Origin of the sequence: Terrimonas ginsenosidimutans, assembly GCF_022012415.1 — a bacterium.
GTDB classification, from domain to species: Bacteria; Bacteroidota; Bacteroidia; order Chitinophagales; family Chitinophagaceae; genus Terrimonas_A; species Terrimonas_A ginsenosidimutans.
Map to the genome: position 1 here is coordinate 39,088 of NZ_JAKLTR010000002.1, position 13,993 is coordinate 53,080.

Annotated in this window: 8 protein-coding genes; 5 read left to right on the forward strand and 3 right to left on the reverse strand. The window is 46.4% G+C overall.

The window, feature by feature from the left end:
- The first annotated feature begins 261 nt into the window (after positions 1 to 261).
- The 4 genes from LZZ85_RS02900 (at position 262) to LZZ85_RS02915 (ending at position 8,740) form a co-directional block, all read left to right on the forward strand.
- On the forward strand, positions 262 to 2,421 hold the full coding sequence (locus tag LZZ85_RS02900; protein WP_237868434.1) for a glycoside hydrolase family 43 protein: 2,160 nt from the start codon (positions 262 to 264) through the stop codon (positions 2,419 to 2,421).
- 34 nt (positions 2,422 to 2,455) lie between these two features.
- Positions 2,456 to 5,023 carry an alpha-L-arabinofuranosidase C-terminal domain-containing protein gene (locus LZZ85_RS02905; RefSeq protein WP_237868435.1) on the forward strand — a complete coding sequence of 856 codons (2,568 nt, stop codon included), beginning with the start codon at positions 2,456 to 2,458 and terminating at the stop codon, positions 5,021 to 5,023.
- A 311-nt stretch (positions 5,024 to 5,334) separates the two neighbouring features.
- The gene (locus tag LZZ85_RS02910; RefSeq protein WP_237868436.1) at positions 5,335 to 7,398 is read left to right on the forward strand and encodes a tetratricopeptide repeat protein; all 2,064 of its coding nucleotides are present in this window, start codon (positions 5,335 to 5,337) and stop codon (positions 7,396 to 7,398) included.
- Between the two features lie 430 nt (positions 7,399 to 7,828).
- Complete coding sequence (locus LZZ85_RS02915) at positions 7,829 to 8,740, forward strand: polysaccharide lyase (RefSeq protein ID WP_237868437.1); 912 nt, start codon at positions 7,829 to 7,831, stop codon at positions 8,738 to 8,740.
- A gap of 103 nt (positions 8,741 to 8,843) precedes the next feature.
- On the opposite strand, the gene LZZ85_RS02920 is transcribed toward LZZ85_RS02915, so the two are convergent.
- On the reverse strand, positions 8,844 to 11,153 hold the full coding sequence (locus tag LZZ85_RS02920) for a GH92 family glycosyl hydrolase (RefSeq protein ID WP_237868438.1): 2,310 nt from the start codon (positions 11,151 to 11,153) through the stop codon (positions 8,844 to 8,846).
- Positions 11,154 to 11,206: 53 nt separating this feature from the next.
- A complete protein-coding gene (locus LZZ85_RS02925) occupies positions 11,207 to 11,929 on the reverse strand; it encodes a basic secretory family protein (RefSeq protein ID WP_237868439.1) in 723 nt (240 codons plus the stop codon).
- A gap of 174 nt (positions 11,930 to 12,103) precedes the next feature.
- On the opposite strand from LZZ85_RS02925, the gene LZZ85_RS02930 reads away from it, so the two are divergent.
- Positions 12,104 to 12,703 carry a hypothetical protein gene (locus LZZ85_RS02930; protein WP_237868440.1) on the forward strand — a complete coding sequence of 200 codons (600 nt, stop codon included), beginning with the start codon at positions 12,104 to 12,106 and terminating at the stop codon, positions 12,701 to 12,703.
- Between the two features lie 160 nt (positions 12,704 to 12,863).
- On the opposite strand, the gene LZZ85_RS02935 is transcribed toward LZZ85_RS02930, so the two are convergent.
- Positions 12,864 to 13,952, reverse strand: a complete 1,089-nt coding sequence (locus tag LZZ85_RS02935) for a mechanosensitive ion channel family protein (protein ID WP_237868441.1) — start codon at positions 13,950 to 13,952, stop codon at positions 12,864 to 12,866.
- Positions 13,953 to 13,993 lie beyond the last annotated feature (41 nt).

A 13,993-nucleotide genomic window follows, 5' to 3' on the forward strand; every position in this document is an offset into this window, starting at 1 on the left:
ATATCAATTTATAGTAAAAGTGGAGAGGCGTTCTGATATCGAACAGCTCCTTCACTTTTTTTTAATATCTGTCAGCGAAGCCCGGCCAACGGCCATCGGTCATCGGCCATCGTCTTCCGCCGTCCATTTTTGCCGAAAATACCCCCCATTCATTCCCGCCGACAAGGCTATTTTCGTAAATACCGTTTTGCAGGGTGTGAGGAAATAGTTTGATATGAAGATATTTTCTCAGATGCTGCATATTAAAGGCGGGATTGCTTCATGAAAATAAGTGCCATTTTTTTTGCATTCCTGTTATTGGGTTCGATGGCAGGCCATGCGCAGAAAGCTTCAAAAACAGGAGCTGCTGGTTATTCGGGTTACCTGTTTGCCTATTTCACAGGAAACGCGAAACAGGATGAATCGATCCATTTTGCCCTGAGCAACGATGGTTACAGTTACCAGGCGCTGAATAACAATAAACCCATAATCCCGTCCGCCGCGATCAGTTCCACCGGTGGCGTTCGTGATCCGCATATTCTCCGCGGTCACGATGGCAAAAGTTTTTACATGGTTGTTACAGATATGGTCTCTGCCCTTGGGTGGAGTTCCAACCGTGCAATGGTTTTGCTGAGATCGACAGATCTGGTTAACTGGACTTCATCAGTGGTGAACATTCAGAAACGTTTCCCGGGAAATGATAGCCTCCTTCGCGTCTGGGCTCCTCAAACCATTTACGACGATAGCGCAGGGAAATACATGATCTATTTTTCCATGAAGCATGGTCCTGATCCTGATAAGATCTATTACGCCTATGCGAATAGGGATTTTACCGATCTGGAATCCCAGCCAAAGCAATTATTCTTCAGTCCGACCAACGGCGCCAGTATTGACGGTGATCTGATCAAAAAAGATGGAAAGTTCTATCTCTTTTTCAAAACCGAAGGTGACGGTGCCGGTATCAAGATCGCTGTGTCTGATCATCTCACGCATGGCTATGTGCTGCGTGATAAATACGTTCAGCAAACAAAGGATCCCGTGGAAGGCGCTGGTGTGTTCAAGCTCAACAGTGGTAAAGATTATATCCTGATGTATGATGTATATACAAAAGGAAAATATCAGTTCACCCGGACAACAGATTTTGTGAATTTTTCAGTGATCGATCATGATGTGAATATGAACTTTCATCCGCGTCATGGCACAGTGATCTCTGTAACAAAAGAAGAAATGGAGCAATTGTCGGCTAAATGGCTGACGCCTGCTGATGTTTTTGGTTATCCTGCCGGTGCGGGCATAAGAAAACAAAATGTTACAGTGGATACACTGGCAAAAACAGTGTTTGTACCCATGTTGCCCGGATCAGGTACTCGTTCATTTGATCCGCAGTTCGCAAATGGAGCAGGTGTAACCGTTAAGCCCGCAGGCAAAGTGGATTTTTCAAAAGGTCCGGTCAATTATACGGTCAGTCGCAAAGGCGCCGCTGCTACAACCTACAAAGTATCTGTAGCCGTCGTACACAATCCTGTATTGAATGGCTTTTATGCGGATCCGGATATCATTTACGCTGAAAAAACAAAGCGCTTTTATCTCTATCCCACATCGGATGGATTCAATAACTGGTCGGGTACCTATTTCAAAGCATTCTCCACTGCTGACCTGGTGAATTGGAAAGAGGAAGGTGTGATCCTTGATCTTCCGAAGGATGTAAGCTGGGCTAACCGCAATGCCTGGGCGCCTTGTATCATCGAAAGAAAGATCAACGGTCAGTATAAATACTTCTATTACTTCACTGCGGCACAAAAGATCGGTGTAGCTGTGGCTGATCATCCGGCCGGGCCGTTCAAGGATAGCGGTAAGCCGTTGATCAGTGCTTTTCCTGAAGGAGTGAAAGGCGGTCAGCAGATAGATCCGGATGTATTCCAGGATCCCGTTTCTGGCAAATACTTTTTATACTGGGGAAATGGCTATATGGCCGGTGCTGAGTTGAATGATGATATGGTGTCTCTAAAACCGGGAACCACTACTGTTATCACTCCTGATAAAAGTTTCCGGGAAGGAACGCATGTATTCTGGCGAAATGGTAAATATTATTTTCTTTGGTCGGAAGATGATACGCGCAGTCCGGATTACAAAGTGCGCTATGGTTTTGCGGAATCTCCTCTTGGTAAAATATCCACACCTGCAGAAAATTTAGTGATCGCGAAAGATGAAGCAGCAGGCATTTACGGCACGGGTCATAACTCCACGATACAGGTTCCGGGTAAAGACGAATGGTATATCGTTTATCATCGTTTTACTGTTCCCAAAGGAATTTCTATGGGACAGGCTGCCGGTTTCAATCGCGAGACCTGCATCGATAAAATGGAGTTTGATGCAGCAGGAAACATCAAACCTGTTACTCCAACCATCAAAGGGATTACACCCGTTACGCTGAAGTATTGATTGCTGTCCGGACTTTTATGCCAAATGAGATCTTATGCTGAAAAGACTTTTTGCTTCTTTTATAATCATCCTTTTTTGTGTGCCATCCTATGCAGGAGCACCGGATTCTGTTTACCTCTTTGCATATTCATCCTTAAAGAATGGAGGACGAAACGGCCTGCATTTTGCCTGGAGCCGTGACGGTCATGAATGGAATTCGATTGGAAATGAATTTGCTTATGTTCGTTCAGATTACGGTCGCTGGGGTTCCCAGAAACGGATGATCTCCCCTGTATTGTTCCAGGGGGCAGATGGGATATGGCATTGTGTATGGGCACTGAATGAAGAAGTGAACCAGTTTGCACATGCCGCCTCAGCCGATCTGATCAACTGGGGACGGCAAACTTATCCCTATCTGCCTGAAGGAACACGATTCGCCGACCCCGATATAGCATATGATCAGAAAGGAAAGTCCTATGCTATCATGTTCACGAATAAAACTGATCAGCAAAATGCTGTAACCACAAAAGATTTCAAAAGTTTTACAGCTGTTTCTGCTACAGCGAAAACTACAGGATGGGTCCAAAAGAAAACAGTAGCCGTCAGGGGAAATAATGAGTCGGGAACAGTACATAAGGTTGCCTGGAGTGTGATAGAACAGTTGATCAGAACATATCAGACACAACAATACCGGATCATATTAGAAGGAGAAGATGCGAAGAAGGATTCTTTACGCTTCGCAACGCTGAAGCCGCTGGAAGTATCCGTTCAACTGCAACCGTCAGCAGGCAAACCGATCAGTTCTATGCTGACCGGTGTGTTTTTTGAAGATATCAATTATGCTGCTGATGGTGGTTTATATGCAGAACTGATCCAGAACCGGGATTTTGAGTACGCGCTTACTGATAAAGAAAGTCGCGATAAGAACTGGAATGAAACTCATTCATGGTCGTTGACAGGAAATGATATTTCCTGGAAGGTGGATAGCATCAATCCCATACATCCTAACAATGCGCATTATGCCTTACTGGAAACAAAGGTAACGGGAGGGATGCTGGTGAACAGCGGATTTGATGGTGTGGCAGTTAAAGCAGGCGAGACCTACCGGTTCAGTGTTTCGCTGAAGGCGATTGATCCGAATGCAAAAAGTGTGACCGTTCTTTTATTGGGAAAAGAGGGAAAGACACTTGCGCAAACGACCATTAATGGTGCGGGCAGCAACTGGAAGAAATTCAACGTATCGCTGATCGCTTCCGCTACTGACGGAGAGGCGCGATTGGCATTGCAGCCGCGCGAAGCCGGCATACTGGCGATTGATATGGTCTCTCTTTTTCCTGCAAAAACATTTAAAGGAAGAGTGAATGGATTGCGGGCCGATCTTGCACAAAAGGTGGCCGAGATACGTCCCCGGTTTGTACGTTTTCCCGGCGGATGCGTTGCGCACGGTGATGGTATTGGGAATATCTATCATTGGAAGAATACGATCGGGCCGCTTGAAGCACGGAAGCCGCAACGTAATCTTTGGGGTTATCATCAGACCGCGGGACTTGGTTATTTCGAATACTTCCAGTTCTGTGAAGATATAGGAGCAGAGCCAGTGCCCGTCGTTGCGGCTGGTGTGCCCTGTCAGAACTCTGGCGTCGGCGGTGGTGGACAACAGGGCGGTATCCCGATGGCGGAAATGGATCAGTATGTACAGGATGTAATTGATCTGATCGAATACGCTAACGGTGATATTAAAACAGTATGGGGAAGACGAAGGGCGGAGTCTGGTCATCCGGCGCCATTCAACCTGAAATATATCGGTATCGGAAATGAAGACCTGATCACGGATGTATTTGAAGAACGCTACCTGATGATCTGCAAAGCGGTGAAGGCAAAGTATCCGGAGATCGTTGTGATCGGAACCGTTGGGCCTTTCTTCGAAGGAACGGATTATCGCGAAGGATGGGCCATTGCTGACCGCGAAAAGATAGAAATGGTGGATGAGCACTATTATCAGACACCTGGCTGGTTCATCAATAACCAGGACTTTTATGATAGCTACGACCGGTCAAAGTCGAAAGTTTACCTTGGCGAATATGCGTCTCGTGGCACCACTTTGTTTAATGCATTATCAGAAGCGCTATACTTGACCGGCGTGGAGCGCAATGCAGATATCGTTACGATGGCGTCTTATGCACCGCTGTTGGCAAAAGAAGGACATACACAGTGGAACCCGGATCTGATCTATTTCAATAACACAGAAATAAAGCCTACGATTAGCTACGAAGTACAAAAGATCTATGGCGTTCATGCCGGGGACGTTTATATTCCTGCAACGGTTTCAGTTTCGACCAATGATGAAGCGGTGAGAAAACGAATTGGTCTTTCTGTGGTCAGGGATAGTAAGTCGGGAGATATCGTGGTTAAGTTGGTAAATATGCTGCCGGTTGCAACAACATTGAAGATCGACCTGGGACAGATCATCGGCGCATCAACAGATGCTACAAAAATTGTTCTGAAGGGTAAACCCGGCGACAGGCAAATATTACCGGAACAGGCTGTAGTGAAATTGCAAGCGGATGGCAGGTTGAATCTGGATGCCTACTCCTTTACGGTGTTGAGGTTTAAGGGGAGATGAGAGTAAGAGGAACAGCCATGATTTCAATCCAATGTCGTTTAGTTTAGCAGCCCCGGTGCGTGCCTCACTACCATGTCAACTTAAGGTTTGCCGGCGTAGAAGTAACGCAGCGAGCGCGGCGAAATACAAGTTATTCTATGGCTGTTTCCGCTGCGACCGTTGCGTATCGCCGCGTCCGCCGCGTTCCTTCTATGCTGTTTGCTTCCATAGTGTTCCTCCCGCAATATCCCCTTTTTCATGGAGAAGAAACGTAGCGCCGATTTCTCACTTTCACGCCTTCATTAATGTGTTCACTCCAACCCGTAAAGTCAATGAAGCAGTATCTGTTCCTGATCGTTTTTCTTCTGTTCATATCTCTATCTTGGGCACAGCCTAAACCAAAGGCGCAGTTGCCGACTAATACAGGTACAAATAAACAGGCGGAAAAACTCATGGAAGATGCCATGAGAGCACAGGGCATGAGTAAAGAGCAGATCGCAGAAATGAAAAAGATGATGGCAGAGGGGCAGAAGGCTGTGAAAGAAATGGAGGCGCAGGGATTGATGCCTCCCGGTGGTGCGTCTGAGCCAATACTGAAAATTCCGGCGAAAAAGACTGCATTAATCAGGCAGATCCCAAAGCTCAACAGTGTTGAGCAATACAACGTTTATGTAAAGCAGTTGGAAGCGGATTGCAAACTCAGGATCAGCAAAAATGTCATTACTGAAGTGGATGAATCCTTTTCGATCGGGGCTGGTGATATGGCAAGCCAGGCGAATCTTGCGCCGATGTATTTATTAAAGAAACAGGCCAATGCAGCGATATATGCAGCCGCAAAAGCAGCGGTTGCTTTTCCTGCAAATAAAAATGTTCAGAACAATCTTGGGGTAACACTTCATCAGACCGGTTATGCGCATAAAGCCATCCCAGTGCTGCAGTATCTGCAGGATCAGCAGAGCGACCCTGTCTTCCAGGTTAGCCTTGGTCACTGTTTTCTGTCACTCGGCGATACCGCAAAAGCGCGAGCTTTCTTTATGGGTGCGTTAAGTGCTGCTCCCAACAATGTAAATGCTTTATGCGGAACAGCCCTCATTCTTAATGAAGCTGGTAAGAAAACAGAGGCGGCCGTTTATGTAAAGAAAGCAATGAAAAATGGCTATTCTCAGTTGGCCGATGAACTGGCAAAGCAAAACAAGATACAATTCAAGTTTGCTGAAATAAGACAGGAGATCCCCGAATATTTTAATACCCGGATGTATAAGCCCACAGAATCAGTTTATGATATAACGGAAGTGAGGCCTGTTGACGCAAAAAGAAAACAGGAGAATGAGAGGTATGGTGTCATTGCAGAAAAAGCGCGCCAGGTAAGCGAGGAGAACGATGCCAGGCTTCAAAAGGAAAGCATAGGTAAGCAGGCAGCCAGCTATGCAGGCTATATTGGAGCGCTCACCGGTAATGGCGGACCAGTTGCAGGAAAAGCGAGAATGATGTTTGAAGCGGCTTCCCGGGAGAATGTAGAGTTTATGGCTGGACGATACCGGGAGGAAATGGAGAAAACAAAGGCGGCAAACAAGGCAGAACATGATGCGCTGGTAGAGAAAATGCGTAACCTTCCCTATGCAACTATCGATGAAGATTGTAAACGCAAAACCGAAATGGTCAATCAGTATCTGATAAAAACTTCTTACGCACGCGATCAGGCCATCCGTAATACGCTTAACCAGCAGTATGATTATGATAACCAGAAAATGTACTGGCTTTCTTTTCTCGTCCATAACGAACAATACAGACTGGCTCATATTCAAGCGGTCGAGAACCTGGTGGGACGGATGAGGAAATATGATGATCTGCAGATGTTGTATCCCGGTCCTGAAGGCGTGATATATGGCTGCCAGGGAGCTGGAAAAGATAAAAGCAAAAAGCCGGAAGAAGATTCCGTTGCGACGCCTGATGATACAGATTGTCCTCTTCAGTTTGAAATACCAATAGGCGTTGCAAAAGCAAAGCTAAGTTGTTCTTCTTTTTCAATTGAAGGCGGTGAAGGGTTGCAAGGCTCATTTGAAAAGAATTTCCACACAGGTGAGATGACCATCTTTGTTGGCGTAGGTGTTGGTTTTTGGGAAAAAGGCGGAATCGCACAGATCGGCGGTGGTGCGGAAGGCGCTGCGAAAGCGGGTGTATTTGTGACAGTTAATGGAGAGGGTAAAGTGATTGATTATGGCGATAAAGCCGAAGTCGGTTTTGAAGCTGCCGTCGGGCCGCTCACGACAGAAGCAAAATTGACCGGTGTGTTGGGTATGGAAAGCGGAGGTAAACTTGGAACAAATATCGCGGGTAGTGAAACAGTGATCTGGAAAACGGAGACGCTGGGTGTGATCACGAATGCACAGAAATAGATCCCTTAAAACAATGGCGTGGTAGTATCGCGAAGCACGCGAAGTAGCCGCAGAGAACGCAAAGAAATACTGACGTACTCTCCGGCCACCTCACATGCTTCGCGATACTACCTGGGCCAACAATACGAAATCGTTATAGTGCCCCAATACGATAATGCAAATATTCCATCACATTTAAACCACTCTTTTACAATAGATGTTTTTTAGGTTGACGAAGTTTTAGCGTAGTGGTTCTCTTGGCAGGCGTAGACTTTAATGACCAATTTTAGTTGAATCAACGAATGCCATATGAATGAAAAAAGCCTGAACAGCTATAACGTTTTCGTGCTCGTTATTGAATCAACTGCGAATTCTCCTCCTTAGGTGTTTCTGCTTACACCATTTTCAACCGGACCAACGCTAAATAATTTTCATCCCAAAATATCTTATCATGAAGAATACATATTCCATAACCATTCTTGCTATAACATTATTTTCTCTTACCGTATTTTCAACCTCCTGCCGTAAAGATGGTATCGAAGGGTCGATCAGCAATCCTGAAAAACTGGAAGAACCCGGCGAACCCGCAGAGTCGGATCCATCGGCTGGCCGTGCTGTTTATACTACCCGTTCGGTTAACTGGGAGAACAGGACCAATCAGACCACCTATACCCGCGCGCAGGCAGAAGCGGATTTTGGTAATGTCTCCAGCTGGATCGACAGCCGTGCTTACATCTCCAACGGAAATGGCGGCGGTAAAAGCATGCGCGTAACGCTTTTGCCAAATGCATTGTCTGGTGCAGGTGGTTTGATCACTGATGTGGATATCACTGATGGATCGGCTTATGAGCTTGATTATGATGTGAAATTCCACAGCCAGTTCAACTGGAGCCGTGGTGGTAAAGTTGGATTCGGTTTCCGTGTCGGAGATGGTAACACCGGCGGAGATCCCGGAACAGACGGCAATGGCGGCAGCCTTCGTTTGATGTGGTATTCGCCTGCCGGAAATCCCGGACGCGTTTACTTCCAGCCATATGTTTATTATCGTGATCAGCCCGGGCAGTTTGGTAACTCCTTCGGTAAGTCTTATCCAAGCTCAGGCTCGCTCGTAAAAGGCGCCTGGTATCATGTGCATATGTATATCAAGAGCAATACGGGAAGTAATACCAACGGACGCGTACAGATCATCATCAATGGAACAACCGTTCTCGATCAGGCTATCCGCTGGACAACGAATGACAGCAAACGACTGATCCGTCAAATGAGCTTCCATACATTCAGAGGAGGAAGTACGGCTGACTGGCAGGCGTCGTCTACTGATTATATTTATTATGATAATCTTGTAGTGAATAAGATCGAGTAATAACGCGAATGATACGCTAATGGCCGCGAATTAACGCGAATAGCCTCCGAATTCAGGAATATTCATTCTGTTTTCGGAGGCTATTCGCGTTAATTCGCGGCCATTAGCGTATCATTCGCGTATTCCCCATATAAAATGTAAAGGATCCGCCAGCCATGATTTGCTCATGAGTAATGGAAAGCTTATTATACGGCTTACCATTCAATTCGATCTTCTGGATGTATACATTCTCATCACTTTGATTCACCGTCTTTATCTGGAATGTTTTCCCGTTTTCAAGTTTAAGTGTGGCGCTGTTGATCGCGGGACTGGTGATCTGGTACTCCGTAGATCCGGGTGCAACAGGGTAAAAGCCCAGCGTGCTGAAGATGTACCAGGCACTCATTTGTCCGCAATCATCATTGCCGCCCAATCCGTCAGGACCTGTGTGATACTGACGCTTGAGGATCATACGTGTTGTTGCCTGTGTTTTCCAGGGAGCATTTGTCCAGTTATAAAGATAGGCAGCATGGTGTGCCGGTTCATTTCCATGTACATAATTGCCGATGATACCATCACGGGTGATATCTTCTGTTTCCTTAAAGAACTCATCCGGCAGTTCCATGGTGAACAGCGAATCGAGATGCGCTGCAAAACGGTCTTTGCCTCCGGACATTTCAATTAATGAAGCAGGATCGTGTGGCACATACAGGCTATAGTTCCAGCTATTGCCCTCAATGAATCCCTGACCGTGCGTGCTCAATACGTCAAAGTCTTTTTTGAAGGTCCCGTCATTCAGCTTCGCGCGCATGAAGCCTGTGGATGGATCGAAAACATTTTTATAGTTCGCAGACCGTTTGATGAACTCGTTATAAAGATCCATGCGGTTCAGCTTTTTTGCAAGCTGCGCGATACACCAGTCGTCATATGAATATTCCAGCGTGGTGGAAACGCCGGTTCCGTTGCGGTCTACAGGGATATATCCCTTATCGATATAGTAATCCAGGCCATCAAACTTCCTGTTTCTTGCAGTAGCTACACAGGCTTCGAGTGCTTTCTTTGCATCGATCGTTGTGTTGCCTTTCAGGATCGCATCTGTAATGACAGAAACACTGTGATACCCGGTCATACACCAGTTCTCATTCGCATGATGGCTCCAGATCGGCAGCATATGCAACGCACTCTGGTCATAATGCGCGAGCATTGATTTAACCATATCTCCATTCCTCTTTGGTTGCAGGATATTGAACAGTGGATGCAACGCGCGGTAGGTGTCCCATAGAGAGAAGGTTGTGTAATTGGTAAAGCCATTTGCTTTATGCGCAAGCTGATCGAGACCTTTGTAAGAACCGTCAACATCCATATACGTCGTTGGACTGATAAAAGCATGATACATGCTTGTATAGAAGTTGATCTTATCGTCTTCACTTGCTTCGATGGCAACTTTGTTCAATTCCTTATTCCAAAGATCCTGTCCTTGTTTCTTCACCTGTTCGAAGTTCCATCCGGGTGCTTCTGAACGCAGATTAAGTAATGCTCCCGCCGTGCTTACAGATGAAAGCGCAAATTTCATTTTGATCTTTTCACCTTCCGTGGTTTTGAAATCAAAGTAGGCGCGGATCTGTTTGCCGGCTATATCCGGGAAGTTTTTCGACTGGTCAAATTTTCCCCAGAAGCCACGATAAACCTGGCGGGGTGTAAAGTTTTTATTGCCGTACTGATAGAATGGCTTGGAGAACGTCATGGCGAAATAAACAGTGCGCGTTCGTCCCCAGCCATTGGTTTGACGATAACCGGTAACAAGCGTGTCATTTTCGATCCGGAGAAAAGTCCAGACGTTCTTGTCATCGTAATTGTAGATGCCGCTCATCAGATCAAGAATGATATGTGCGCTGTCTGACTTTGGAAATGTATACTGGTGGAATCCTACACGGTTTGTTGCAGTCAGTTCGGCCGTGATGTTATAATCATCGAGCTTTACTTTATAATAGGCTGCTTCCGCTGTTTCATTTGCATGGGAAAATGCAGAACGGAATCCGCTACGCGGAATGCTGTCGACGCCGGGGTTTAATTTCAGTGGACCCACCGTTGGCATCACGAGAAAGTCGCCTAGATCAGAATGCCCTGTACCGCTGAAATGCGTGTGGCTGAATCCTACGATTGACTTATCATCATACTGGTATCCTGCACAGTATTTATAAACGTCAGGATTATAACGGCCGTTCTTTTCGTAGGATATCGTATCTGTATCCGGACTTAGCTGTACCATGCCAAACGGAACGGTTGCGCCGGGATAAGTATGTCCCATCCTTTGCGTGCCGATGATCGGGCGAACGTATTGAACGGGGTTGGCGGACTTTGTTTGGGCGTGTATCGCAGGGGCGATGAGTAACCCGGCAATTACAAGAGGGGAGATGCTATATCGTTTTTCCATGTGTTGATATTAAGTTGCGGCGTTTGTGACGCCCGCTTTATCAGTTGCGAAAATTAGAGGACAGGATTTGCTGCATAATCTTTCCAGAGCTCATCCACGGTTTTCCCGGTAAGCTCCTTCCAGGTGTTGGAGGTATAAGTGCCTTTGCGGCTTGCTTCATCCAGCTGATCGACGATCTTCTTGTTTACATTCTTTTCGAGCCATGCAAGAAATCTCGCCGTGATACGATAGCTGTTTGTGTAACTTTGGGTTTCTTTGAATGCAGGGAGAGACCAGTTGCCTTTTTCATTATTCACTCCGTATCTGTAGCGGACATAGTCTGCAATTCCTTCCGTCAGCCAGCCTTCCCCTTTGCCACCATAGTTCTGGACGATGTGCATGGCTTCGTGTGTTACCACATCGATATCTTCCGGGTGTTTCTTCATCCATTCAGGGTTGTAGCGGACGATGCCGTTTGAAGTGGCAGCCACACCGGTATAAGCCGGATCAATAACAAATGTGACTTTCTGCAGCGCTTCCTGATTGAATCGTTTGACCTCTTTAGGATACACTTCAAAAAAGGCGTCTATCATGCGTTGCCTGGTTTCGTTGCTGAAACTGGAATCCTTGTTGATAATGACGAGTGTGAATTTCTTTTTGGTGATCGTCTGACTGCTGTGATAGCCCGTAGTGTCGATCGTTTCCCAGTTCTTCTGGCTGTTAGCTACAAAGCCCAGGCACAGCAATGCCAGGAAAGGAAGGAATGATTTGAAAGAGTAGTTGATTTTCTTATACATGGTCATTTTTTGTAACGGTTAAATATTTCCGCATCGCGGAGGCCGTTTTCATATCGCAAGACCGTCGGGGCGCAAAGTTAGGGGCCCGGGCGAAACGTTATGGGCTAATTATTCCACGGGTAATTCACGGTGGCATGCCTGACGGATGGTATCATTCTTGACATTAATCGTATTATGGACAAACAACAATTAGTACCAGCGCAGGAAAGGGGCAAACAGTTAGATCTTTCGGAAAAAAGAAGTTTTCCTGATCAGGAGGCCGCCGAGCGGGGTTTCAACGCTTCGTCAGAAAGACTGCTCTTACCGCAGGGCTGGAAAGAGCTTTGCGGGAAAGCCAGCGCAACGTTTGCAGTCATAGCGCCGGATCTGAAGGAGGTAGGCCGGCCCGTCAATGAGGGCGATTTCCTGCGTATTGATGTCCCCGGGCCAGGTTCAGATGCAGGAGAGGGCTATGATTGGGTACGGGTTGCGATGATCGGATCCAGTGAAAAAGATGGTGAGCGCAGGCTGGGCATAAAACTGGAACCAGTGGATAACCCAGAAAGTCCGGATGATACAACGGCTCATTTCTTTGAGGCCGGTTCAAGTTCTACACTGGAGATCATATTAGAAGGTAAAAATATAGAAGCAAGTTATCATGGCCGGAATGAAGTGATCAACAATCAAACAGGTAAACTGTCTGATGACGTAAGAAACACGGTGGTAGGAGCGGGGGCAAAGGCGGGATTGTCGGAAGCTCAGTGGGGGGCTTTGCTGAAAGGATTGATAGCGTAAGTTACCGCCCGGATAACGCTTTCTTGGCAGGAGCTTATCTGCGAAATCTGCGCACAACGGTGGAAGTCTGTCCGGGACAGCAAATAATTTCCCTTGATAGTAAGAATAAAATCTGCGTAATCAGCGGGAACCTACGCCTCCTTGTATAAATTATATTCCTTTACGACTGATTGACCAACTGCTCCTGCGCAAACAACTTCCCATTCCCATCTGCCTGCCGGATCACCGTCGTCGGCAACGCAAAGCGAATACCTCGTTTTTCAAATGCTTCCAGTATATCGATAGATACTGACTGATGCGAATTCATAAATACCGGGAATTCCGCACTATTGATATAATACACGATCTCATATGTAATGCTGTGTTCTGAGAACGTCTTCAAATGCGCCCGGTCGAACGTGACCATCTCATATTTGTCGACGATCTCCTTTATAATGCCCGGGATCTCTTTCAACGTGTGAGCTGGTGTCAGGTAAGAAACACTGATCGTGAACACCATTCTCCTTCTTTGCAAACGTTTATAGTTCTGGATCACCGTTTTTACCATTTCCGCATTCGGCATAACCAACTGCTGTCCGTCAAGACTTCTCACATGCGAAGTCTTAATGCCGATCTTTTCCACTATACCGGCATGCGCGCCTACAATAATGAAATCGCCTACTTCAAATGGTTTATCAAAGAAGATCACAAGATAGCTGAACAGGTCGCCCAATATATTCTGTGCAGCCAGTGCGATCGCTATACCACCGACGCCGAGACCTGCAATGATCGTACGGACATTGTAGCCAAGATTGTCGATCAGCATGATTATACCCATTACCCAAACGATCGCCTTCACCACCATCAATATTCCGTTCAGCTGCCGGATGCGTTCCTGCGGTTCATTTTTTCGCTCCATATAGATCGTGAGCACTCCGCAGACAAGGTAATTGATCAGCCGGACGCCGTAGTAGGTGGTGATCACCATGAGTGCCGCAGAAAGGATCCGGTCAAATTTCGGATGCAGGTTCAACTGGTTGATGATAATATAATTGATCCACAAATACCCGAAGGGCAACAAGTAATCCTGTATAGTTTTTATCAATATGTCGTCAGTCTGTGTTGCTGTCGACTGTGTTCGCTTCTTAATGCCAGCGATCACCTTATGCCTGAGTAATTTTAATACAGCCCATGCGACTATAATGCTGCCCGCTGCGATCAGATAGGCCGTTACCGTATTTCCCCAATAAACATTATTCAGTATATCCATAACCAGATCAAAAAATGTCCACCCTGCCGCCAGAATTGTGC

Bases quoted from the DNA above. Each gene is read 5' to 3' on its own strand.
- LZZ85_RS02900 (WP_237868434.1), top strand. From the start codon at position 262: ATGAAAATAAGTGCCATTTTTTTTGCATTCCTGTTATTGGGTTCGATG.
- LZZ85_RS02905 (WP_237868435.1), top strand. From the start codon at position 2,456: ATGCTGAAAAGACTTTTTGCTTCTTTTATAATCATCCTTTTTTGTGTG.
- LZZ85_RS02910 (WP_237868436.1), top strand. From the start codon at position 5,335: ATGAAGCAGTATCTGTTCCTGATCGTTTTTCTTCTGTTCATATCTCTA.
- LZZ85_RS02915 (WP_237868437.1), top strand. From the start codon at position 7,829: ATGAAGAATACATATTCCATAACCATTCTTGCTATAACATTATTTTCT.
- LZZ85_RS02920 (WP_237868438.1), bottom strand. From the start codon at position 11,153: ATGGAAAAACGATATAGCATCTCCCCTCTTGTAATTGCCGGGTTACTC.
- LZZ85_RS02925 (WP_237868439.1), bottom strand. From the start codon at position 11,929: ATGTATAAGAAAATCAACTACTCTTTCAAATCATTCCTTCCTTTCCTG.
- LZZ85_RS02930 (WP_237868440.1), top strand. From the start codon at position 12,104: ATGGACAAACAACAATTAGTACCAGCGCAGGAAAGGGGCAAACAGTTA.
- LZZ85_RS02935 (WP_237868441.1), bottom strand. From the start codon at position 13,952: ATGGATATACTGAATAATGTTTATTGGGGAAATACGGTAACGGCCTAT.